General features: G+C 69.1%; 24 protein-coding genes. 10 read left to right on the forward strand and 14 right to left on the reverse strand.

Annotation, left to right across the window (positions count from 1 at the left end; translation table 11 throughout):
• The coding region (locus tag ILP86_RS11815) for a MerR family DNA-binding transcriptional regulator (protein ID WP_193762225.1) at nt 1–128 on the reverse strand (128 nt) is incomplete at its 3' end.
• An 85-nt stretch (nt 129–213) separates the two neighbouring features.
• Between ILP86_RS11815 and ILP86_RS11820 the strand changes: the two genes are divergently transcribed.
• The 6 genes from ILP86_RS11820 (at nt 214) to ILP86_RS11845 (ending at nt 4,574) form a co-directional block, all read left to right on the forward strand.
• On the forward strand, nt 214–672 hold the full coding sequence (locus ILP86_RS11820; RefSeq protein ID WP_113680810.1) for a DUF6194 family protein: 459 nt from the start codon (nt 214–216) through the stop codon (nt 670–672).
• Between the two features lie 5 nt (nt 673–677).
• Complete coding sequence (locus tag ILP86_RS11825) at nt 678–1,241, forward strand: putative immunity protein (RefSeq protein ID WP_179515694.1); 564 nt, start codon at nt 678–680, stop codon at nt 1,239–1,241.
• A gap of 50 nt (nt 1,242–1,291) precedes the next feature.
• Nucleotides 1,292–1,969 (forward strand): response regulator transcription factor, encoded by a 678-nt coding sequence (locus ILP86_RS11830; protein WP_193762039.1) that lies wholly within the window; start codon nt 1,292–1,294, stop codon nt 1,967–1,969.
• Nucleotides 1,962–3,278 (forward strand): HAMP domain-containing sensor histidine kinase, encoded by a 1,317-nt coding sequence (locus ILP86_RS11835; RefSeq protein WP_308431929.1) that lies wholly within the window; start codon nt 1,962–1,964, stop codon nt 3,276–3,278. Before ILP86_RS11830 ends, ILP86_RS11835 begins: the two co-directional genes overlap by 8 nt.
• Before the next feature lie 71 nt (nt 3,279–3,349).
• On the forward strand, nt 3,350–4,207 hold the full coding sequence (locus ILP86_RS11840) for a hypothetical protein (protein ID WP_227751214.1): 858 nt from the start codon (nt 3,350–3,352) through the stop codon (nt 4,205–4,207).
• A gap of 139 nt (nt 4,208–4,346) precedes the next feature.
• Nucleotides 4,347–4,574, forward strand: a complete 228-nt coding sequence (locus tag ILP86_RS11845) for an RNA-binding S4 domain-containing protein (RefSeq protein WP_017829834.1) — start codon at nt 4,347–4,349, stop codon at nt 4,572–4,574.
• Between the two features lie 343 nt (nt 4,575–4,917).
• On the opposite strand, the gene ILP86_RS11850 is transcribed toward ILP86_RS11845, so the two are convergent.
• Together ILP86_RS11850 and ILP86_RS11855 are read right to left on the reverse strand one after the other, a co-directional pair.
• Nucleotides 4,918–5,406 carry a hypothetical protein gene (locus tag ILP86_RS11850; protein ID WP_193762042.1) on the reverse strand — a complete coding sequence of 163 codons (489 nt, stop codon included), beginning with the start codon at nt 5,404–5,406 and terminating at the stop codon, nt 4,918–4,920.
• A 133-nt stretch (nt 5,407–5,539) separates the two neighbouring features.
• A complete protein-coding gene (locus ILP86_RS11855; protein WP_193762044.1) occupies nt 5,540–6,163 on the reverse strand; it encodes a LysE family translocator in 624 nt (207 codons plus the stop codon).
• A 98-nt stretch (nt 6,164–6,261) separates the two neighbouring features.
• On the opposite strand from ILP86_RS11855, the gene ILP86_RS11860 reads away from it, so the two are divergent.
• Nucleotides 6,262–6,717 (forward strand): Lrp/AsnC family transcriptional regulator, encoded by a 456-nt coding sequence (locus ILP86_RS11860; RefSeq protein ID WP_113680556.1) that lies wholly within the window; start codon nt 6,262–6,264, stop codon nt 6,715–6,717.
• A 26-nt stretch (nt 6,718–6,743) separates the two neighbouring features.
• On the opposite strand, the gene ILP86_RS11865 is transcribed toward ILP86_RS11860, so the two are convergent.
• From ILP86_RS11865 to ILP86_RS11905, 9 genes are read right to left on the reverse strand one after another with little or no spacing between them, the layout of a single operon-like run.
• The gene (locus tag ILP86_RS11865; RefSeq protein ID WP_308431930.1) at nt 6,744–7,238 is read right to left on the reverse strand and encodes a gluconokinase; all 495 of its coding nucleotides are present in this window, start codon (nt 7,236–7,238) and stop codon (nt 6,744–6,746) included.
• Nucleotides 7,235–8,473 carry a D-mannonate dehydratase ManD gene (manD, locus tag ILP86_RS11870; RefSeq protein WP_193762045.1) on the reverse strand — a complete coding sequence of 413 codons (1,239 nt, stop codon included), beginning with the start codon at nt 8,471–8,473 and terminating at the stop codon, nt 7,235–7,237. The genes ILP86_RS11865 and manD overlap by 4 nt, the downstream gene beginning before the upstream one ends.
• A complete protein-coding gene (locus ILP86_RS11875) occupies nt 8,470–9,696 on the reverse strand; it encodes a mannitol dehydrogenase family protein (RefSeq protein ID WP_193762047.1) in 1,227 nt (408 codons plus the stop codon). Before ILP86_RS11875 ends, manD begins: the two co-directional genes overlap by 4 nt.
• Nucleotides 9,693–10,553: a sugar phosphate isomerase/epimerase gene (locus ILP86_RS11880; RefSeq protein WP_113680559.1), complete on the reverse strand. Its 861-nt coding sequence runs from the start codon at nt 10,551–10,553 to the stop codon at nt 9,693–9,695. The genes ILP86_RS11875 and ILP86_RS11880 overlap by 4 nt, the downstream gene beginning before the upstream one ends.
• Nucleotides 10,550–11,668, reverse strand: a complete 1,119-nt coding sequence (locus ILP86_RS11885) for a Gfo/Idh/MocA family protein (protein ID WP_193762048.1) — start codon at nt 11,666–11,668, stop codon at nt 10,550–10,552. Before ILP86_RS11885 ends, ILP86_RS11880 begins: the two co-directional genes overlap by 4 nt.
• Nucleotides 11,665–12,498, reverse strand: a complete 834-nt coding sequence (locus ILP86_RS11890) for a sugar phosphate isomerase/epimerase (protein ID WP_193762050.1) — start codon at nt 12,496–12,498, stop codon at nt 11,665–11,667. Before ILP86_RS11890 ends, ILP86_RS11885 begins: the two co-directional genes overlap by 4 nt.
• The gene (locus ILP86_RS11895) at nt 12,495–13,406 is read right to left on the reverse strand and encodes a carbohydrate ABC transporter permease (protein WP_046748544.1); all 912 of its coding nucleotides are present in this window, start codon (nt 13,404–13,406) and stop codon (nt 12,495–12,497) included. Before ILP86_RS11895 ends, ILP86_RS11890 begins: the two co-directional genes overlap by 4 nt.
• Nucleotides 13,403–14,332 (reverse strand): carbohydrate ABC transporter permease, encoded by a 930-nt coding sequence (locus ILP86_RS11900; RefSeq protein WP_046748543.1) that lies wholly within the window; start codon nt 14,330–14,332, stop codon nt 13,403–13,405. The genes ILP86_RS11895 and ILP86_RS11900 overlap by 4 nt, the downstream gene beginning before the upstream one ends.
• 18 nt (nt 14,333–14,350) lie before the next feature.
• Nucleotides 14,351–15,709: an extracellular solute-binding protein gene (locus ILP86_RS11905; RefSeq protein ID WP_193762052.1), complete on the reverse strand. Its 1,359-nt coding sequence runs from the start codon at nt 15,707–15,709 to the stop codon at nt 14,351–14,353.
• Nucleotides 15,710–15,825: 116 nt separating this feature from the next.
• Between ILP86_RS11905 and ILP86_RS11910 the strand changes: the two genes are divergently transcribed.
• Both ILP86_RS11910 and uxaC read left to right on the forward strand, forming a co-directional pair.
• Nucleotides 15,826–16,872 carry a LacI family DNA-binding transcriptional regulator gene (locus ILP86_RS11910; RefSeq protein ID WP_193762053.1) on the forward strand — a complete coding sequence of 349 codons (1,047 nt, stop codon included), beginning with the start codon at nt 15,826–15,828 and terminating at the stop codon, nt 16,870–16,872.
• Nucleotides 16,869–18,296, forward strand: coding sequence for a glucuronate isomerase (uxaC, locus tag ILP86_RS11915; protein ID WP_193762055.1), 1,428 nt, complete (start codon nt 16,869–16,871; stop codon nt 18,294–18,296). The genes ILP86_RS11910 and uxaC overlap by 4 nt, the downstream gene beginning before the upstream one ends.
• Here uxaC and ILP86_RS11920 read toward each other — a convergent pair.
• Nucleotides 18,291–19,001, reverse strand: a complete 711-nt coding sequence (locus ILP86_RS11920) for a YafY family protein (RefSeq protein WP_208644282.1) — start codon at nt 18,999–19,001, stop codon at nt 18,291–18,293. The genes uxaC and ILP86_RS11920 overlap by 6 nt on opposite strands.
• A gap of 61 nt (nt 19,002–19,062) precedes the next feature.
• Between ILP86_RS11920 and ILP86_RS11925 the strand changes: the two genes are divergently transcribed.
• A complete protein-coding gene (locus ILP86_RS11925; RefSeq protein WP_193762057.1) occupies nt 19,063–20,199 on the forward strand; it encodes an epoxide hydrolase family protein in 1,137 nt (378 codons plus the stop codon).
• A gap of 25 nt (nt 20,200–20,224) precedes the next feature.
• Here the strand turns inward: ILP86_RS11925 and ILP86_RS11930 are convergent, their stop codons facing one another.
• Entirely contained in the window at nt 20,225–20,839 is a 615-nt protein-coding gene (locus ILP86_RS11930; protein ID WP_113680564.1) for a trans-aconitate 2-methyltransferase, read from the reverse strand.
• Between the last annotated feature and the right edge of the window lie 62 nt (nt 20,840–20,901).

Consider the following 20,901-nt stretch of genomic DNA (forward strand, 5'->3'; position numbering starts at 1 on the left):
TGCGGCATCCGATACCGCCGGTACCCGTTCGCACCGCGCTCCGCGGCGGGGAGCACACCGAGTCGCTCGAGGTCGCGCACCTGCTGCGTCGAGTAGCCGACCAGCCGTCCGAGCGCCGCAGTGGTCATCACCTGCTCTTGAGGGTTCTGCACGTGCCTCCTTGTCTTTCCGGCCCTTGAGCCCACATAAGCACATCAGCCTCAGCATTGAAGGATGGAAATGCAGGAGATCATCGAAGAGGTCCGCTCGTTCGACGGCGTGCTCGTCGTCGCCCCGGAGGCAGGCAGCGACTTCCCCGAACTGTCATGGGGAGACGCATACTTCTACCACGCGCCCGACGGCCGGATGCCGGAGCGCACGCAGCCGTACGGGACGATCATCACGAAGGACTATCCCGACGACACGTCCTCCGCGCTGGACGCTCCAGGGCGCTTCCGGGTGAACATCCACGTCGGACGCGAGCGCGCGGAGTCGATCATCGCGGCGGGGTCTCTCACGGGCGGCGACACCGACCCGACGGCGGTCGACGTCTTCCGGCCTCACCCGTTGTACGGCACCGCCGGCTGGGTGTGCGTGATCAACCCCGCAGCGGCGACGGAGGGTGCCGTGCTCGCCCTTCTCCGCGAGGCGCACGAGGCCGCGCGCGCTCGCACCGGACGACGGACGAGGTGAACCCCATGTCGACTCCGCAGGGCATGACTCTTCAGGGCATGACCGAGACCGACCGTCGGATCGTCGCGGTGTGGGCGGCCGACTGCGCCGAGCGCGTGCTGCCGCTGTTCGAGACCGAGGCCCCGGACGACGACCGTGCGCGCGATGCCATCGCCAGGACGCGCGCCTTCGCGCGGGGCGAGCTCACGGCTGCGGGCGAGATCCGTCGTCGCTTCGTCGCGGGCAGGGCTGCTCGCAGCGCCGTGACCCCTGCCGGCACCGCCGCCGCCCGCTCCGCGGCACAGGCCGCAGGGGTCGCGCACATGGGTGCGCATGCTCTCGGGGCAGCCGCCTACGCCGCGCGGGCCGTCGAGCGGGCACACCCGGACGCCACCGACGCCCGTGCATCCGACGCCCGTGCCGCAGAGGTGCGATGGCAACTCGCACACCTCTCTCCCGAAGCCGCTGCAGCCCTGCGCACCCTCCCACCGCTGGGCACCGATACAGCCGGACCCCTCGGGCCCGGGCTCCTCTCCTCCGGAGCCCTCGGCGAAGTGATCCTCGAGATCCAGGCACACCTCTCCACCTGATCCTCGACCGCTTCAGCCCGGATTCAGCGTCGACCGACCACACTGGAGGAATGCGGATCCTGGTGGTTGACGACGAGGTGCGCCTGGCCGAAGGCGTGCGCCGCGGGCTCGAGGCCGAGGGCTTCGCGGTCGACGTCGCGCACAACGGCGTCGACGGACTCTGGCGTGCACGCGAGACGCGGTACGACGCGATCGTGCTCGACCTGATGATGCCGGGCATGAGCGGATGGAAGGTCTGCGAAGCACTGCGCGCCGAGGAGAACTGGACGCCCGTGCTGATGCTCACGGCGAAGGACGGCGAGTGGGACCAGGTCGAGGCACTCGAGACCGGGGCCGACGACTACGTCACCAAGCCGTTCTCGTTCGCGATCCTCGTCGCACGGCTCCGCGCCCTCGTGCGCCGTGGAGCCGTCGCCCGCCCGGCGATCCTGGAGGCGGGCGATCTGCGGCTCGACCCCGCAGCCCACCGGGTCTGGCGCGGCGAGACCCCGGTGAGCCTCACCGCGCGGGAGTTCTCGGTGCTCGAGTACCTGATGCGCCATCGCGGACAGGTGCTGTCCAAACGCGCCCTCATCGACGGCGTCTGGGACGACGACTTCGACGGCGACCCCAACATCGTCGAGGTCTACGTCGGGCATCTGCGTCGCAAACTCGACAAGCCGTTCGGGCGCGAGGCGATCGAGACGATACGCGGTGCGGGCTACCGGCTGGCGGCGAACGGTGGCTAGCCGTGGCTGGCGCTCCGTGCGCGGCAGGACCACGCTCGGCGCCACCGTCGTCGTCGCCGTCGCCCTGCTGATCGGAGCCTTCTCGTTCTACGGCGTGCTCAGCGCGAGCGTCCACGACAGCACCGAGCGCGCGGCCGAGCAGCGGCTCAGCGAGCTCGCCGAACGTGCCGGCGGGCCGGGCGGCAAGGGGGTGGACGCTCTCGAAGACGAGATCCTGCAGATCCTCGGTCCGGACGGCTCGGTACGTGCCGCGAGCGAGGAGGCTCGCGACAAACTGGGTTCGACCCCGCTCCCCGCAGACGACGACCCGCAGACGACCACCGTCGACGGCGACACCGTCCTGGTGGTCTCGGAAGACATCGACGGCGATCAGACGCTCGTGCTCGCGGTCTCGATGGACGACGACGCAGAGACCCTGGCGACGGTCGCGACGCTGCTCGCCATCGCGGTCCCGCTGCTGCTGCTGCTCGTGGCCGTGACCACCTGGCTCGTCGTGGGCCGCGCGCTCCGACCGGTGGAGCGCATCCGTGAGGAAGTGGACGGCATCACCGCCGAGCGCCTTCACCAGCGCGTTCCCGTACCCGAGACAGCAGACGAGATCGCCGCACTCGCGACCACCATGAACGGCATGCTCGACCGGCTCGATGCATCTGCCACCGCGCAACGCCGATTCGTATCGGATGCCTCGCACGAGCTGCGTTCGCCGCTCGCGACCATCCGCCAGCACGCAGAGCTCGCCCAGGCCCACCCCGAGGTCACCAGCATCGGCGAGCTCGCAGAGGTCGTCTCGGAAGAGGGGCTCCGACTGCAGGGCATCGTCGAATCGCTGCTGCTTCTCGCCCGCCTCGACGAGGGTGCGAGCACGCTCGACGAGGCGGTCGACCTCGACGACATCGCGCTCGGCGAGGTGCGCCGACTCCGCGCGGCCGGGCTCGACGTCGACGGTACCGGCATCCATGCCGCACGGGTGCACGGCGACCCGCGCCTGCTCGGCCAGCTGGTGCGCAACCTCGCAGACAATGCCGCCCGCCACAGTCGAGGTCGGGTGGCGATCGCGGTGATCCCCTCGGACGGATACGTGTTCGTGACGGTGGAAGACGACGGAGCCGGGGTTCTCGCCGAGGAGCGGGAGCGGATCTTCGAGCGCTTCGTCCGGCTCGACGAGGCCCGCAGCCGTGACGCCGGAGGCAGCGGCCTCGGGCTCGCGATCGCGCGCGGAATCGCCGCCTCATCCGGCGGGTCTCTCACGGTCGACGACTCCCGATGGGGCGGCGCACGCTTCGTCCTCACCCTCCCCCGCGGCGCCTGAGCGACGGGTTCCTGAAGAGTCCTTCAGGACGCTTCAGGGAGGCTTCAGCGCCCGCGGGAGAGCATCGAGTCATGGACGACAAGACACCCTCTCCCGACCAGACGCCCGAGAGCACGCCGGACGCGCCGACCGTGCCGGTGGCCCCGACTCCCGATGCCGCAGCGGCGCCGACGGCCCCTGCACCCCCGGCCGGGACGGCACCCGCGCCCGGCGCCGGCGAGCACCCGACGTTCCCGGCGGCCGAGCCGACCCCCGGTGCCACGGCATCATCCCCGAAGGCCGGCCGCAAGCGCGCGCTCGTCATCGGGGGCGGCATCGCGGCAGCCGTGGTCCTCGCGGGCGGCGGCATCGCCATCGGCGCGGCGATCGGCGACGAGTTCGACGACGACGACCGCTCCTCGGTGTCGGACGGCCCCCGCAAGGACGACAGCGAGGATCACGGTCGTCCCGGTGACGGCCCCAGGAGCGACGACCGCGGCGACACCCCCTCGAACGGTCGTGGCCCGGTGACGGGCATCGGTTCCGCCTCCGCCGACGAGCTGATCGCGATCGCGGATGCCGCACGCGGCGCGGCCGACGGCGACGTCACCTCGATCGACGCGAAGCGTGACGGCACCTGGGAGGTGCAGCTGAGCACAGCGGCGGGAGATGAGACCGAGATCCGCGTCGACAAGGAGCTCGCGGCGACCGTCGCCTCCACCGACGCGGCAGACGGCGACGACACCGGCCCGACGCTCATCCTCGACGACGAGACGATCCGCGCACTGGTCGCCGCCGCACTCGCCGAGGCCGAGGGCATGATCACCGACCTCGATGTCGACGGCGACGACGTGAGCCCCTACGACGCCTCGGTGCTCACTGCGGACAGCCGATCGATCGACATCGAGTTCGACGCCGACTTCGCGGTCGTCGGTACCGACATCGACTGAGTCGGTGCGGGCCGCGTCCTGTCGGGCGGACCCGAGACGCCCGGCATGATGGTGCCGCCGCTCCCCACCGGGGCGGCGGCACCATCGCGTCCTGCGGTGGCGAAGCCGATCAGCACGCAAGTCCGATTAGCATTCAAGGATGACGAACTCCGACCCGATCGACGACATCTCCATCGGCGGTGAGGTGATCCGCCTCGGACAGTTCCTCAAGTTCGCCGGCCTGCTCGACTCGGGCGGCGACGCCAAAGAGGTCATCATCGACGGGTACGTGACCGTGAACGGCGAGATCGATCGACGCCGCGGACGACAGCTGCGCGACGGCGACCTCGTGTCGTTCGAGGGACGCACCGTCCGCGTCCGACCGTGACCTCGGCCCGCTGATCGCCGACCGGTCCGCGGCCGCAGTTCAGGCGGTCCGGTAGCGGAGGAACATCACCCCGCCGTTCGCGACCATTCCTCCGGGGAGGTCGAGTGGGCGGGGTGTGCGGTCCGCGAGGGAACGAACGGGACACCCCGCCCCGAGGGCCACGACTCCCCAGCCGTGCCCTCGTGCGCCGGCCGGCGGTTGCACCGCGCCGAGGAGGGCACGGGTCGAACACACTGCCGTTCGCCGACCGACGAGGTCTGAGGTCCGTCGTCGCGGCGTCCCGATCAGATGACCGGTGGAGGTGCGCTGCCTCCGCAGAGAAGACGTTGAATGCGCGGGACCATTACGCGCGACGGGCTTCGGTCAGGATACGGTGCCGGGTGGAGGGAGCACTTTTCGCGCGGTTGACGATGATCAGCACCACGAGGAGGGCGACGATCGTGAGGTCGGCCGCGATGTACGCGTAGTGCGCCCCGTTGGTGCCCGGCGCCTCCGATCCCGCGATCACGAGGTCGCTGCGCCGGTTCAGCACGGGACGGATGAGTGCGACCTCGACGACGAAGACCAGCCAGATCCCGCCCAGGATCATGAGGGGCCCGCGTCCCGCCCGTGCTCGCACGCTCACGAACGTGAGCACCAGGAGCACGATGCCGGCGAGCACATTCAGCGCGGTGAAGACGAGTCGCCCGATGCCGAGCCCGATCGGGATCGTGACGCCGGGTGCGAGGAACTTCAGCGGCGCCTCGAGGAACGAGATCGCGATGATCGCGCCGAGCAGGAACGCGGGCAGCAGCAGCCGCAGGGCCGTGGTCGTCCGTCCCGTCGTCGTCACGTGGTCCTCCTGTCCCGCCGGTCGATGGCGCCCCTCGACGCTACCTCCGCGCTGTCTGGGAGAGGTCAGCATCCACCGGGGAAAAGCCCTGTGCGCTGGTGACGACCTGTGCCCTGGTGAGAGACCTCTGCCGTCACAGCCACTCGATCACCTGCTCGATCAGGATGCCGACGCCGATGACCGTCATCGCGATGCCGGCGATCCGAGTGACGACGGAGCTCGCGCGGGGCCTCGTCCGCAGCAGTCGGCGAGCGAGCAGCCCGACGGTCGTGTACACGACCGCGATGTTGAGCAGATGCAGGCCACCGAGCGCGAGCATCTGCGTCGTCGACGGCCATCCGCTCGCGCTCGTGAACTGGGGCAGCAGCGCGAGCAGGAGGAGCAGGCCCTTCGGGTTGATGCCGCTCACGCCGGAGCCGCGCAGGAACTGCGCCCACCCGCCCGTGGCGATCGGCTCGCCGCTCTCCGCGATGGGGGCAGGACGACTGGCGAGAGTCGTGGCCCCGAGGAAGATCAGGTAGAGCGCGCCGACCACCGTCAGGGTCGTCAGAGTGACGGGATACGCGGTGACCAGGGCGCCGAGCCCCAGGGCGACGGCGACGATCACGACCGTGTAACCCGCGATCATCCCGAGGATCGATGGCGCGATCGAGCGAGCACGCAGGCCGGCGGAGATCGCATAGGCCCAATCGGCGCCCGGCGTCAGCGCGAGCATGACGGCGACCACCCAGAACTGCATGACCAGCGCGATATCCATCGGTTCTCCTCGATTCGAGGAAGAGACTACGAAGAATCACGCGAAAGGTGCTTCGATTCTTCGGGCGACTGACGGCTTCACCTGCAAGAATTGTCACCATGGACGCACTTGACCGGGAGATCCTCTCGCTACTGCAGGACGACGGTCGGATGAGTGCCACGAATCTCGCCGCGCAGGTCGGGTTGAGCCTCTCCGCCTGCCATCGCCGACTCAAAGAGCTGGAGCAGTCCGGAGCGATCGAACGCTACCGGGCGGTGGTCGCCCCGGCAGCCGTCGGCCTCACCTTCGAAGCCATCGTCTTCGTGACGATCGGGCGTACCGACAAGGACACGATCGTCGCGTTCGAGGAAGCCGTCGTCTCGATCCCCGCCGTCGTCGAGGCGCAGCGCCTGTTCGGCGACCCCGACTACATGCTGCGCATCCTCACGCGTGACATGGGTTCGTACCAGGAGCTCTACGACAACACGCTCGGAACCCTCCCCGGCGTGCAGCGCCTCACCTCGACCATGGTGATGAAGCGGCTCGGCGCCGATCGGGCCGTTCCGATTCCCTGAGGCCGGTCCGAAAGCGCCGGAAGTCCTCAGACGAGGGTTCGACGGATGCGCTCCGCGAGCTCTGCGGGCGAGGCATCCACCGCCGCAGTGAGGCCGCCCTCGTCCGACCCGAGCGGCTCCAGCGTCTGCAGCTGCGACGCAAGCAGTGCGGGAGGCATGAAGTGGCCCCGCCGTGCGGTCGCCTGCTCCGCGACCCGCTCCTGCGGCGCATCGAGGTGCACGAAGACGACCGTCGGCGCCGACGCCCGAAGCCGATCGCGGTAGGTGCGCTTCAACGCCGAGCACGCGATGACGACACCGGGGTCCGCGGCGAGCGCCGCCCCCACCCGGTCGAGCCACGGCCATCGGTCGTCGTCGTCGAGCGGGACCCCGGCTGCCATCTTCGCGATGTTCGCCGGCCCGTGCAGGTCATCCGCATCGATGAACGCGACACCGATCCGGCGGGCGAGCTCCCGACCTAGTGTGGTCTTACCCACCCCGGACACTCCCATGACGACGATCGGCCGAGACTCGGTGGTCACCAGTCGTGCACCGTTCCATCCGCCAGCCGGTTGTAGGGCAGATAAGCGCGCTCATACGGGTACTTGCCGGCCTCGTCGACGTCGAGCTCGACGCCCAGGCCCGGCTTGTCGCCGGGGTGCAGCAGTCCGCCACGCCAGGTGAAGGACTGCTGGAACACCTGGTCGGTACGCGAGCCGTGCTGCATGTACTCCTGGATGCCGAAGTTGTGGATCGCGAGGCCGAGGTGCATCGCCGCCGCCATGCCGACCGGCGAGATGTCGGTGGGCCCGTGCATGCCGGACTTGATCTGGTACATCGCCGCGTAGTCGAATGTCTTCTTCAGCGGACTGATGCCGCCCATGTGGGTCACGGCCCCGCGCACGTAGTCGATGAGCTGGTCGCGGATGATGTCCTTGAAATCCCAGACGGTGTTGAAGATCTCGCCGATCGCGAGGGGCGTGGTCGTGTGCTGGCGCACGAGTCGCAGCGCCTCCTGGTTCTCGGCGGGGGTGCAGTCCTCGAGCCAGAACAGGTCGTACGGCTCGAGCGCCTTGCCGAGCTTCGCCGCCTGGATCGGCGTCATCCGGTGGTGGCCGTCGTGCAGCAGCGGGATGTCGGGGCCGAACTCGTTGCGCACCGCCTCGAAGACGCCCGGCAGGTGGTTCAAGTAGGCGCGGGTATCCCAGTCCTCTTCGACGGGCTTCGCGCCTCGGCGGGCGGGCTCGTGGTCATAGCGGGCTTCTCCCCCTCCGGTGTCGGCGGCCTGCGAAGCGATGCCGTAGATGGCCTTGAGCCCGGGAACACCGGTCTGGATCCGGATCGCCCGATACCCCTGGTCGAGGTGCGCGCGCACGGAGTCGAACAGTTCAGGCAGCTCCTTGCCCGACGCGTGACCGTAGGCGAGAAGCCCGGTGCGGCTGGCTCCGCCAAGGAGCTGGTAGACGGGCATCCCCGCCTTCTTGCCCTTGATATCCCACAGCGCCATGTCGACCGCGGCGACAGCGGCCATCGTGACGGGTCCCCTGCGCCAGTACGCGCTCCGGTAGAGGAACTGCCAGGTGTCCTCGATGCGATCCTCGTCGGCACCGATCAGCAGCGGGACGACGTGCTCGGTGAGATACGCGACGACCGCGAGCTCGCGCCCATTGAGGGTGGCGTCACCGAGACCGGAGATGCCATCGGCCGTCGTGAGCTTGAGGGTGACGAAGTTCCGGTCGGGGCTGGTGACGATGACCTCAGCCTTGTCGATGCTCATGCGAGGGTCCCTTCGGGAGTGAGGTGGTCGATGACGGTGCGTGCGCGGTCAGCCGCGGGCACGGCGGAGATGGTGCGGGCGATCACGGCCGTCGCGGGGTCGGTCGGGTCGAGTTCGACGAGGGAGCGGATCCAGCTCTCCACGGCGTGCAGCTGCGCGTCGTCGGCGGCATCGCCGTCCTCTCGGCGTCTCCGCAGGGGAGCGACGAGGCGAAGCGCCACCTTGATCGGACTGTCCCGACGGATCTGGTCGAGCCGATGGGCGATGCGCGGATTCGAGAAGCGGAGGCGCAGATCGTCGAGCCATCCGTCGAGCTCCGCGACCGGCAGGTCGACCGCGGTGCGCTGCGCAGCCCACAGCGCCTCGGTGTCGGCGCGCAGGTCGGCATCGCCGAACGCCTCTGCGATCGTGTCGTAGCCCCGCAACCGCCCTGCTGCGGCGAGGAAGGTGTGCCCGGCGTTGAGCAGGTAGAGCTTGCGCGCTTCGTACGGCCCGACATCGGCGACGAATCTGGCTCCGACCTGCGCCCACTCCGGAGCACCGCCCGGGAACTCACCCGCGAGGATCCATTCCGCGAACGGTTCGGTGACCACCGCGGACGGATCGTCGAGGCCGGTGAGCTTCCGCACGGCGTCGATGTCGGCCGGCGTGACGGCAGGGGTGATCCGGTCCACCACCGTGTCGACGAACGACGCGATGTCTGAGAGTCGCACAGCCTGGGGCCCGGCGGCTTTGCGCACCACGTCCCGCAGCGCCCGACCGTTCTGCGGCAGGTTGTCGCAGCTCACGACCGCGATGGGTCCTGCACCGGCCCGCGCTCGCGCGACGAGGCCGTCGGCGATGCGCCGCGGAACCCCGGAACCGGCCGAGTACCCCGCCTCGGTGACCGTCACGGTCAGAACCGCGACCCGAGGATCGGTGAGAGTGTCGAGCCAGGCCCGCTCATCCGATCCGGGTACCGCCCGCACGATCGACTGCACGGTCGTCGCCCGGTCTCCCTCGGCGGAGCGCTCCAGCACCGTGTACACGCCGTCGTTGCGCGACAGCAGCTCTGCGGCCTCAGGGGCACGCCCGGTGAAAGCGGCGATGCCCCACCCGTCGTCTGCGGTTGCACGCTCGTTCGCCTGCTGGGTGTACCAGGCCTGGTGAGCCCGATGGAAGGCGCCGAGACCCAGATGAGCGGCACGGAGCGGGGGATGCTGCGTGCGCGCAGGCCCGGTCACGATCCGATGCCGGCGGCGCCGGCAGACGCGCGGAGGAAGGCGAGGTCGTCGATCAGGCGCTCCTCCAGCGGAGCATCCGTCGAGAAGTCCTCCAGCGTCACCCAGCCGTCGTAGCCGACCTCGGCGAGGGCGCGGAAATAGTCCGGCACGCTGGCGATGCCCTCGCGAAGCGGAGCCCATGCCGACTCCCAGCGCACATCGCCGTCGAGCCCGGTCTGCCCGGTGCGCTGCCAGACGGCGTTCTTCACATGCACGTGCGCGAGGTACTCCCCCAGGAGTTGCAGGCCGGCGCGAGTGTCCTCCTGCCCTTCGATCACGAGGTTGCCCAGGTCGTGGATCACACCGATGGTGCGCGGGTCGATGCCGTCGACCAGGCGGAGGGCGGCCGACGCCGACGCCGAGATCGTCTGATGGTGCAGCTCGACGAGCACCTTCACGCCGAGTGCCCCCGCCTCGCGGGAGGCCCACTCCAGGTCGCCCCTGGTCTGCGCGAACACCGTGCGATAGTCCTGGGTGTCGTTGAAGGGGATGCGCACGCGCACCTGACGCGCACCGAGTTCTGCGGTGGCCCTGAGCGTCCGCAGCACATCGTCGTGGTCGGGTGCGAGCGCGTAGCCGCCGATGCCGCTGAACTCCAGCCCGGCCTCGCGGGTGATGCGGGCGATCTCGGAGACCGACCCCTCGAGCCCGGTGAGCGGCCAGGTCGCGCGATTCCCGGCCCAGAATCCGGGCGGGTCGGCCTCGTCCTGGTCGGTGATGCGCCACTCGATGCCGTCATACCCGATCGCGGCGATGCGGCGAGCCGCCTCTGCCGGCTCCCAGTCGGGGGTCGCCGCGGTGAACACCGAGAACTTCATGCGATGCCTCCCGTCCGCACGTCCGCATCGTCGACGGTGCCGTCGATCAGGTCGGCGACGCGTACCGCAGAGCCGGTGGTCGCCGACACGTAGATGCCGCGCACCACGGCGAGCGCCAGCAGTGCCTCGGGTACGCCGACCCGCGAGGCTCTCCCCTCACGGATGCTCCCGACGATGTCGGCGTACTGGCGGGCGTGACCCTCGGCGAACGCCTGCGGGTCACGGTCGTCGCCGAGCCGATGCCCCTCGGGCACCCAGTCGACGCTGCGGTCGGCGGTCTCGCCGTCGACCCACAACCGGGCGAGCTGGTCGTTCTCGATGATGCCGGTCCCCTGCGCGCCGTGCACGGCCAGCCGTACCGGCTGCTCAGGGAAGGCGGCGGTCGTGGCGTGCAGAACGGCGAGCGCGCCCGACTCGAAGCGCACCGTGACGACCGCCACGTCTTCGACCTCGACCCGCTCATGCGCGAGCAGCGCGGTGTGGGCGAACACGTCGACGGGGGTGCCGAGGAACCACAGCAGCAGGTCGACGGTGTGCACGCCCTGGTTCATCACGGCGCCTCCACCATCGAGCTCCCACGTGCCACGCCAGGCACCCGAGTCGTAGTACTCCTGCGAGCGCCACCAGGGCACGGAGGCGACAGCGCTCGTGATCCGCCCCAGGCGTCCGGTGTGGGCGGCCTCAGCGACGGCCACCGCGCCCGGGTCGAAGCGGTGCTGGCTGATCACCGAGATCCGGATGCCGTGCGCCTCGGCGTCCCGTGCGATCGAGGCCAGCCGGCGACCACGCTCCATCGACACGTCGAGGGGCTTCTCGAGCACGACGTGCATCCCCCGCGCGACCGCCCTCTCGGCGAGTTCGACATGGGAACCGCTCGGGGTGCAGATGACGACCACATCGATGTCGTCGGGGATCGACTCGATATCGGCGTGCGTGGATGGGCGCTCTCCGCCCAGTTCTTCGACGATGAGGTCGGCCAGCCGATCGGTCGCGGCCGGCACTTCGTCGACGACCGCGACGATGCGCAGACCCGGGGTGACCGCGATCGCTCTGGCATGGTTGACGCCGATGATGCCGCATCCGACGATGGCGACGTCGAGGATTGCGTCGGTCATGAGAGGGTGACTCCGATCTCGTCTGTGAGTGTGCGAAGGGCTCGCCCGGCACGCCCGAAGGCCTCGGGCCCCGAGAAGCCGCCGAGCGCGTTGACGTCGGCGAGGTGCGGTTCGAGCGAGGCGAACCCCGCGTAGCCGTCGTCGCGCAGGGCGGTGAGGGTCTCGCGCAGTTCGCCGTCGCCGTCACCCACCGGTACGACCTCACCCGTCGCGGCGAGAGCGTCCTTCAGCTGCAGATACTCGAGGTGCGGCCGCAGCTTGGCGTAGCCGTCGGTGAACGGCCGGACGCCGACCTGGACGAAGTTGGCGTTGTCCCAGGCGACGCGCAGCCGGTCGGAGCCGACCGACTCGATCACGTCGAGCACGCGCGAGGGGATGTCGCCGTAGATGTCCTTCTCGTTCTCGTGCACGAGGGTGACCCCGGCCGCTTCGGCGGTGCGGGCGAGCGCTGTCATGCGCACGAGCACGTCGTCGCGGATGTCGTCCGCTGAGAGGTGCTCCGCGCGGAAGAACGAGAAGATGCGGACATACGGGGTCTCCAGCACCTCGGCTGCCCGGATCGCCCGTTGCAGCCGACCGACCTCGTGCTCGACCGGCAGGGACACATCGACCTTGCCGATCGGCGACGCGATCGCCGAGACCGCCATGCCGCGCTCGCGCACCACGGACGCGAGCTGCGTGAGCTGAGACTCGTCGAGATCGACGATGTTCACCCCCCACGCGCTGCGCACCTCGATGTGCTGTGCGCCGAGCGCCTGGAGCACGGCGATCTGCACGGCCGGGTCCGGATCGATCTCGTCACCGAATCCTGAGAGCTTCCACGGGGTCATTTCACTCCTCCTGCGGTGAGACCGCCTACGAGATAACGCTGGAACACGAGGTAGAGCACGACGACGGGGATCGCGCAGATGAGCGAGGCCGCCATCATCTGGCCGTACAGGGGCACGGCTCCCGTCTCCTGCGTCGCGCCGAAGATCTGCAGGGCCACCGCGGCGGTGCGGCTGTCGCGGTTGGTCATGACCGAGGCGAACAGCACGTCGTTCCAGCCCTGCAGGAATGCGAAGATCGCGGAGACCACGATCCCCGGCCAGCTCAGCGGCAGCACGATGCGCGTGAGGACCCGGAAGTTCGAGGCACCGTCCATGCGCGCGGCCTCCTCGAGCTCGCGCGGCAGTCCGCGGATGTACGTCACCATCACCCAGGTCGAGAACGGCAGCGCGAAGGTGAGATAAGTGACGAACACCGACCAGTGGGTGCCGATGGTGGGGATGCGCAGCACCGATGAGAGCGTCGAGAACATCACGAACACCGGAAGCAGCATGAGCGTGCCGGGGACCGACTGCAGCCCGAGCAGTCCTCGAAGGATCGTGACGCGTCCGATGAAGGTGAAGCGCACCAACACCCACGCCATCGAGACCGCGACGGCCGCGCAGACGACGGCGACCGCGCCGCAGATCAGGAGGCTGTTGGCCAGCCCTCCCGCGAGATCGACGCTGCGCCACACCTTGACGTAGTTGTCGAGCCGGAGCTCGGTCGGCCAGTACGCGCCGCCGGCGACCGCGACATCCGCATTGATCGAGGCGAACAGCATGTACGAGACAGGCCCGAACACGAGCAGGCACAGGACGATGTTCGCGGCAGCCAGAAGCGGGCGCGGCAGCAGCCGATCCACCTGGCTGTGACCGCCGGGGCGGCTCCGGCGCGGGTTGACCTGCGCGATCGTGGTGGTGGCGCTCATCGCTTCGCGTCCTCTCCGGTGTCCAGGCGCACGGCGCGCAGGTAGATGAACAGGGGGATCGCGACGATCGCGAGCGAGGCCACCGCCATGGCCGCCGAGAGGCCGAACCGGAAGCTCTGGAACGCCGTGACGTAGGTGAGGACCGGCAGCACCTCGACATCGACCGGCGCCGGTATCCCGAAGAGCACGAACGGCATCGTGAAGGCGTTGATGCTGTGCAGGAAGGTGAGGATGAATGCCAGCAGGATCGATCCGCGCAGATACGGGAGGATGACCTTGCGCAGCTTGATGCCCCACCCCGCGCCGTCGAGCGCCGCGGCCTCGTGCACCTCCGCATCCACCGCCTGCAGTCCGGCCAGCGTCAACAGGTACACGAACGGCCAGCTCACCCAGAGCTGCGCGATGACCAGGGTCCAATAGCTCTGCGGCCCGTTGAGCCACAGCCCCGGGTCGACCCCGAACACGCCGAATGCCTCGTCGACCACTCCTTCGGGCTGGAACATCGCCCGAAAGACCGTGGCCACCACGAAGGCGGGGAGGATGTACGGGATCAGGTAGACGGAGCGCACCAGCCCGCGACCGCGGAAGGCGTTCTGCGTGGCCAGCGCCGCCGTGACTCCGATCGGGATCGCCGCCACCGACACGATCAGCGCATAGCTGACGCTCAGCCCGATCCCGCGCAGCAGCGGCGAGGAGGAGAACGCCTCGACGAAGTTGCCCAATCCGACGAACGGCGCCTGCAGCCACTGCCGGATCGTGTACTGGTCCAGGTCGAGCATCGAGATCCAGAAGGCCAGCAGCAGCGGCACCAGGATCAGCAGTGTCATCAGCACCCCGCCGGGCAGCAGCATCCACAGCGGGCGGGGCCGCTCGCTCGGCGGGGTGTCGTCGGTCCGTTTCCGACGCGTGTCGGTGGCGATCGCCATGTGAGTGTCCTCGCGTCGCTACTTGGACTTGTCGAGCGCCGACTGCGCGCTCGCCTGAGCCTCGGCGATCGATGCGGCGATCGCGCTCTGGCTGAGCGATCCCCCCTGCAGGGCGGGCAGCGATTGGACGACCACGTTGGTCAGGGCGAGCTGCGTGTCCCCCCAGGCGCCCGTGAACGGGGTGGCCACCGACTGCGAGGCGGCCTGCACGTTGGCGCTCAGATCGGGGTTGTCCTTCTCGACCTGCGCGGCGGCTTCCACGCCGGTGGGCAGCTCTCCGAAGGTGTCGAAGTAGTCGAGCTGCGACTCGGTGCTGGTCAGCATCTCGATGAACGCGAATGCGAGATCCTGGTTCGGCGAATACTGCGCGACGACGAGGTTGTCGCCGGAGAGGATGCTGGCTGCCTCCTTGCCGCCCTTCGGAAGTTCGGTCTCCCCCGGCGGGATGGTCGGCAGGAGCGCGTAGGCGTAGGAGTCGGCGACAGGTGAGCCAGCGAACGTGGGCTTGGAGTTCGCCGAGGTCATCGGCAGGAAGCCGGCCTTCCCTTCGGCGAAGGCGGCGACGGCCTGCGCGTTCTTCCACCCGACCGATGCCGGGTCGACGAGTCCGTCCTGGTACCAGCCGAAGTAGGTGTCATACGCAGCGGCCACGGCTGGGTCGTCGATCTCCGCCTTCTTGGCGTCGACGTCGATCAGCGGATTGCCTGCCTGCACGCTCATCCCCCAGACGAACTTCCAGGGGTCGAAGCTGTCGGCGTAGCCGATCGCGAGGCCGTGCACATCACCGGATTCGATCTTCGCGGCCGCAGCCGTCAGCTCATCCCAGGTCGTCGGCGGCTCCTCGATGCCGGCGGCGGCAAGCAGCTCGGTGTTGTAGGCCATCACGAAGGGACGGCTCACGAACGGGATGGCGATCTCGTCGTCCTCGCTCGGGCCGGAGATACCCAGGGTGGATGGCACGAAGCGGTCGCGGCCCCCGACCTTGTCCCAGTCGGCATCGGTGAGCTTCACGAAGGCTCCCGTGGCGTAGGCGGTGGGTGTGAAGGTGGTGCCGAGACCGTAGACGTCGGGGCCCTGTCCGGAGAGCACGGAGGTCTGGATCTTCGTGAGCTCGTCGTTGGCGCTGGCGAAGGTCTCGAACTCGACGGTGGCTCCGGTCTTCTCCTCGAACGCATCGGAGACCTTCCCGAACCATTCCTTCTGCTGCTCGGGGTAGAGGCCGTTCGCGGCCATCATCACGGTGAGCGTCTGGCCTGTCCCATCGACAGCGCCACTGGTGCCGCCGTCATCCGTACCAGCGCCGGATCCCGAGCATGCGGTCAACGCGATCGCTGCTGCGGTCATCGCCCCGAGGGCGATCAGGGGTCGAGACTTCATTGAACTCTCCTTCGAGACAGTGAGTGGACGTGACTGCGTCTCCGCCAAGGTAGGCAAGCGTGGCAATTGTTAGCAATCCATTGCCAGTAATTGCCATCCTGTGATTCTGTTGCCCCATGTCGTCCCTCACACCGCCTCCGCACCGGCCGACCCTCGCAGACGTGGCCGATGCCGCCGGCGTCGCGATCTCCACGGCCTCGCGCGCACTCGCCGTCCCCGGTCGCGGGAACCCCGACACCCGCGAGCGCATCATCCGCATCGCGAAGGACCTCGGTTACACCCCCGTCACCGCGTCGAACGCCTCGGCGACACCATCGACCCGCATGGTCGCCGTGCTCGTATCCGACGTCACCAACCCGTTCTACTTCGGCATCATCCGCGGCACCCAGCAGGCCCTGCGGGTGGCGGGCTACTCCCAGATCCTCGTGCATACCGAGGAGTCGCCCGAGATGGAGGAGAGCACGCTCGAAGAGCTGCGCAGCTCTTACGACGGGGCGATCCTCACCGCGTCCCGCCTGTCCGACGAGCGGCTCGCCGAGCTCAGCGCCGAGCTTCCTCTGGTCGCGCTGAACCGGGCGGTGCCGGGAGTGCCGTCGGTGTTCATCGACACACCGCTCGGGTTCGACCAGGCGGTCGAGCACCTCGCCTCGCTCGGCCATCGACGCATCTGCTACGTGGCCGGTCCCCCCACCAGCTGGGCGAGCAACCTCCGCTGGCGTGCCGTGGCGGCCGCGTGCGAGCGCCTCGGGATCGAGCACACGAAGGTGGGCCCGTACCAGCCGCGCACGAAGGCGGGCGCGGCCGCGGCGGATGCTGCGCTGAACACCGGCGCCACCGCGTGCGTGGCTTTCAACGACCTCCTCGCGATCGGCATGCTCATCCGGCTCAAGGAACGCGGCGTTCGCGTTCCGGAGGACATGAGCATCGTCGGCTGCGACGACATCTTCGGCGCCGACTTCTGCAACCCGCCGCTGACCACCCTCACCGCTCCGGTCGAACAGGCCGCACGGCTGTCGGTATCGATGCTGCTCGATCGACTGCAGAGCGAGCGCATCGGCGCGAGCGCACTCACCCGCCGCCACATCGCCGCGCTGCCGACCCATCTGACCGTGCGGGAGTCGACCGGCTCCGCACCGCGCCGTACCCCTGGAGGAGAATCATGAGCAGAGAACTCAGCCCGCACGTCGACCGACTCCTCCCCGCCGATCCCGGCGTGCGAGAGCTCGCCAGGAGGCTGTACGACGCCGTCGCCGCGGCGCCGATCCTCTCCCCGCACGGCCATGTCGAGGCTGCATTGCTCGCCGACGACAAGCCCTTCCCAGACCCTGCGACACTGCTGATCACGCCCGACCACTACGTGCTGCGTCTGCTCCACGCAGTCGGCGTGCCCCTCGACGCGCTGGGCCGGGGAGCCGCGCCCGCTGATCCGCAGGAGGTATGGCGGGCGTTCTGCGCGAACTGGGACGTCTTCCTCGGAACCCCGGTGCGCTACTGGTTCGAGACCTCGCTGTCCGAGGTGTTCGGGGTGACGGAGCAGCCGAGTGCGGGCAACGCCGACGAGCTCTACGCGCACATCGACTCGCAGCTGCGCACCGCCGAGTTCCACCCACGTGCGTTGTTCGAGCGCTTCCGCATCGAGGTGCTCGCCACGACCGACGACCCCGCCGACGACCTCGCAGCTCACGCACGACTGCGCGACGATCCGTCCTTCCACGGGCATGTGCTCCCGACGTTCCGTGCCGACCGTTACATGGACCCATCGGCTGCGGGCTGGACGATCGCGATCGCGGAGCTGTCGGAAGCTGCCGGCACCGATGCCGGGAACTACGCCGGGCTGCTCGAGGCCCTGCGCCGCCGCCGTGCCGCATTCCGGGCAGCGGGCGGCACAGCGACCGACACCGGCGTGCTCGATGCCGGGTCGCAGCCGCTCACGAGCGCCGATGCAGAGCGCATCCACGCCGCCGGGCTCCGGGGCGACGCCACCACGGAAGACGCGAACGCCTACCGTCGCAACATGCTCTACCGGCTGGCCGAGATGTCGTCCGAAGACGGACTCGTGATGCAGCTGCACCCCGGCGTCATCCGCAACCACCACCGTGACACGCTCGCGCGGTTCGGCCCGGACAGCGGACACGATCTGCCGGACGTCGCCGCCTTCACGCGACCGCTCACCCCGATCCTCAACGACTTCGGCACGAACGAGACGTTCCGCCTGGTGCTGTTCACGGTCGACGAGACCGCGTTCAGCCGCGAGATCGGCCCGCTGGCGGGCTTCTATCCGTCCGTCTACGCCGGTGCGCCGTGGTGGTTCCTCGACACCCCCGACGCCATTTCGCGCTACCGGCGATCGGTGACCGACAGTGCCGGGTTCACCAAGACCAGCGGATTCGTCGACGACACCAGGGCCTTCTGCTCGATCCCCGCGCGCCACGACATGTCCCGACGACTCGACGCCGGCTACCTGGCGGCACTCGTCTCCGAGCACCGGCTCACCGAAGAACAGGCCTTCGCATTGGCGCACCGTTTCGTGGACGACATCCCGAGGACGACGTTCCGCCTGCCCGGGGGTACCGCCTCAGCTTCATGAGGTGGACGCCTTCGTCACCCTGCGGACGACGTACTCGACGACGTCGCCCTCCGGGATCGCGCGGGGCCGGAAGCGCACACCGGTCGACGCCCGTGGAACCATGCGATCGACGCGGAAGATGCGCCAGTCGTCACGATCGAGATCCCACGCGAGCAGGTACCAGACCGACCCCCAGCTCACCAGGCGCTGCGGTTCGGTGTGCCGCTTCTCTTCGTCTCCGCCGGGTTTCGTGTAGCCGAAGCGAAGCCGTTCATGGGCACGGACGGCCGCGGCGACCGTGCTGAGCGCCGCGAGGTCGAGCGGGGGTTCGGCCCCAGGAACCACACTCGTCGCCTCACGGATCGCGTCGACGCGACGGCGCAGTCGCGAGGGCATGACCTGCTCGAGTTTCGCGAGGGCGGTGAGCGAGGTCTCTTCGACGCCGAGCCGCCAGGTGGCGGCCACCCCCAGCCCGACGGCGACCGCGACCGCCTCGTCGTCGTCGAGCAGCAACGGAGGCATCGCGGTTCCGGCGGCCAGGCGGTATCCGCCCGCGACGCCGGGGCGCGCATCCACCGGATAACCGAGCGAGCGGAGCTTGCCGATGTCGGCGCGCACGGTCCTCGTGCTCACACCCAGTCGGTCGGCGAGTGCGGAACTCGTCCAGTCGCGTCTGAGCTGAAGCAATGACAGCAGTTCCAGCAGACGGGCCGAGGTCTCGAGCATGTCTGATCCTCTCAGCAAATGCGGAAGCTGGTCTTCCGCATTGCCTGAGAGCGTCAACAGCATGACACAGAACACCTCCCTCAGCCCTTTCCGCATCGACATCCCGCAGGATGCCATCGATGACCTGCACGATCGTCTGACCCGCACGCGCTGGCCGCTCCCCGTTCCCGGACGTGACGATCGCACCGACTTCAGCCGCGGGATCCCGCTTCCCTACCTGCAGGAGCTCGCGGATCACTGGCGCGATGGATTCGACTGGCGGGCGCAGGAGAGGGCCCTCAACGCGCATGAGCAGTTCACGACGGTCGTCGACGGTCAGACGTTCCATGTGCTCCATGTGCGCTCGGCGAACCCGGCAGCCACGCCTCTGCTTCTCAGCGACAGCTGGCCGGCGTCGTTCATCGAGTACCAGCGACTGATCCCGCTGCTGACGGACGACTTCCACGTGGTCATCCCGTCCCTGCCCGGACTGGGGTTCTCGAACCCGCTCTCCGGCACCGGGTGGGATCTGGCTCGAACCGCCGACGCCTACACCGAGATCATGACGCGCTTCGGCTACGACCGGTTCGCGGCGCACGGCACGGACGTCGGCACCGGCATCATCGGCAGACTGGCCGCGCTGCACCCGGAGCACGTCATCGGCACGCACTTCGCCAGCGACCGCGTGTGGCTCGGACTGGTCGGCACCATGTTCCCCGCCCCCGATGGTCTGTCCGAGGAAGAGCTCGCCCAGCTCGAGGCCGCACATGCTGCGAGCGCTGCGGAACGCGGCTACATCGGCATGCACAACCATCGACCCGACACGGTCGGACCGGCCCTCACCGACTCGCCCGTCGGCCAGCTCGCGTGGATCGTGGAGAAGTTCAAGCGCAGGATCGACGGCGGGTACGGGGCGCCGGATGTCGACCGCGACCAGCTCCTGACGAACGTGAGTCTCTACTGGTTCACCCGCAGCGGTGCTTCAGTCGCGCAGTTCTTCTACGAGTCGGAGCACGCCCAGCTGGACTTCGTCATGCCCTCCGGGGTGCGCGCCGGCTGGGCCGTCTTCGACGCGCATCCCCTGATCCGGCGCACGATGGATCCCGCCGGTGCGATCGACCACTGGAGCGAGTTCGCCGCGGGCGGGCACTTCCCGGCGATGGAGGAGCCGGAGCTGCTGGCCGACGACATCCGCAGGTTCTTCCGCGGTCTCGCCTGATCCGCTCAGGCACCGTGCGCATCGATCAGATCGCGACCGCGCTGATCGATGCGTGCGGGCGCCTTCTCTCCTGCACCCTGGTCTCGCTGTCGAGCACCGAGAAGCCGGCGCGCTCGAGCTGGTTCGACATACCCTGCACCGACCAGTAGTGCGCCGTCGTGACGGCGTGCGGGAAAGGCTGCCCGTCCGCCCCGTCGAAGAAGCCGACCAGCAGATGTCCGCCCTCACGGGTCCCGCGGCGAGCGGCCTCGAGCAGATGCGGAAGCCCATCCGGAGTCGCGTGGATCAGCGAGTACCAAGCCAGCACGCCGCCCAAGGAACCGAGCGGGATGTCGGTATCGGCCAGAGACGCCGTCCGATACGAGATGTGGGGGAATCGCGCCGAGGCACCGGCGATGAAGTCCGGCACCAGGTCGATGCCCTCGGCATCGGCACCGCGCTCGACGAGGAACGCCGTCCAGTGTCCAGGACCACACCCCACGTCGAGGATGCGTCCGTCGACGCCGTCCGCCCAGCGACCGATGCGCTCCCGGTCGACGTCATCCATCTGCGCGATGTCGCCGAACAGCTCCGTGTACTCGACCGCACGCGCCGCATACCCGTCGCGCACGCGCGCATCCTCCGTCTCCTGCTGAGCCATGGCCCTCCCCGCTCTCGCGATGATCGGACTCCACGCTATCGAGGTCTCGCCCATAGATGGAT

This window comes from Microbacterium sp. R1, from assembly GCF_015159725.1.
Lineage (GTDB): Bacteria > Actinomycetota > Actinomycetes > Actinomycetales > Microbacteriaceae > Microbacterium > Microbacterium oxydans.

What these genes read in the sequence shown, in the direction of transcription:
- ILP86_RS11820 (WP_113680810.1), top strand. Translation starts at nt 214, where the DNA reads ATGGAAATGCAGGAGATCATCGAAGAGGTCCGCTCGTTCGACGGCGTG.
- ILP86_RS11825 (WP_179515694.1), top strand. Translation starts at nt 678, where the DNA reads ATGTCGACTCCGCAGGGCATGACTCTTCAGGGCATGACCGAGACCGAC.
- ILP86_RS11830 (WP_193762039.1), top strand. Translation starts at nt 1,292, where the DNA reads ATGCGGATCCTGGTGGTTGACGACGAGGTGCGCCTGGCCGAAGGCGTG.
- ILP86_RS11840 (WP_227751214.1), top strand. Translation starts at nt 3,350, where the DNA reads ATGGACGACAAGACACCCTCTCCCGACCAGACGCCCGAGAGCACGCCG.
- ILP86_RS11845 (WP_017829834.1), top strand. Translation starts at nt 4,347, where the DNA reads ATGACGAACTCCGACCCGATCGACGACATCTCCATCGGCGGTGAGGTG.
- ILP86_RS11855 (WP_193762044.1), bottom strand. Translation starts at nt 6,163, where the DNA reads ATGGATATCGCGCTGGTCATGCAGTTCTGGGTGGTCGCCGTCATGCTC.
- ILP86_RS11860 (WP_113680556.1), top strand. Translation starts at nt 6,262, where the DNA reads ATGGACGCACTTGACCGGGAGATCCTCTCGCTACTGCAGGACGACGGT.
- manD (WP_193762045.1), bottom strand. Translation starts at nt 8,473, where the DNA reads ATGAGCATCGACAAGGCTGAGGTCATCGTCACCAGCCCCGACCGGAAC.
- ILP86_RS11880 (WP_113680559.1), bottom strand. Translation starts at nt 10,553, where the DNA reads ATGAAGTTCTCGGTGTTCACCGCGGCGACCCCCGACTGGGAGCCGGCA.
- ILP86_RS11885 (WP_193762048.1), bottom strand. Translation starts at nt 11,668, where the DNA reads ATGACCGACGCAATCCTCGACGTCGCCATCGTCGGATGCGGCATCATC.
- ILP86_RS11890 (WP_193762050.1), bottom strand. Translation starts at nt 12,498, where the DNA reads ATGACCCCGTGGAAGCTCTCAGGATTCGGTGACGAGATCGATCCGGAC.
- ILP86_RS11895 (WP_046748544.1), bottom strand. Translation starts at nt 13,406, where the DNA reads ATGAGCGCCACCACCACGATCGCGCAGGTCAACCCGCGCCGGAGCCGC.
- ILP86_RS11900 (WP_046748543.1), bottom strand. Translation starts at nt 14,332, where the DNA reads ATGGCGATCGCCACCGACACGCGTCGGAAACGGACCGACGACACCCCG.
- ILP86_RS11905 (WP_193762052.1), bottom strand. Translation starts at nt 15,709, where the DNA reads ATGAAGTCTCGACCCCTGATCGCCCTCGGGGCGATGACCGCAGCAGCG.
- ILP86_RS11910 (WP_193762053.1), top strand. Translation starts at nt 15,826, where the DNA reads ATGTCGTCCCTCACACCGCCTCCGCACCGGCCGACCCTCGCAGACGTG.
- uxaC (WP_193762055.1), top strand. Translation starts at nt 16,869, where the DNA reads ATGAGCAGAGAACTCAGCCCGCACGTCGACCGACTCCTCCCCGCCGAT.
- ILP86_RS11920 (WP_208644282.1), bottom strand. Translation starts at nt 19,001, where the DNA reads ATGCTCGAGACCTCGGCCCGTCTGCTGGAACTGCTGTCATTGCTTCAG.
- ILP86_RS11925 (WP_193762057.1), top strand. Translation starts at nt 19,063, where the DNA reads ATGACACAGAACACCTCCCTCAGCCCTTTCCGCATCGACATCCCGCAG.
- ILP86_RS11930 (WP_113680564.1), bottom strand. Translation starts at nt 20,839, where the DNA reads ATGGCTCAGCAGGAGACGGAGGATGCGCGCGTGCGCGACGGGTATGCG.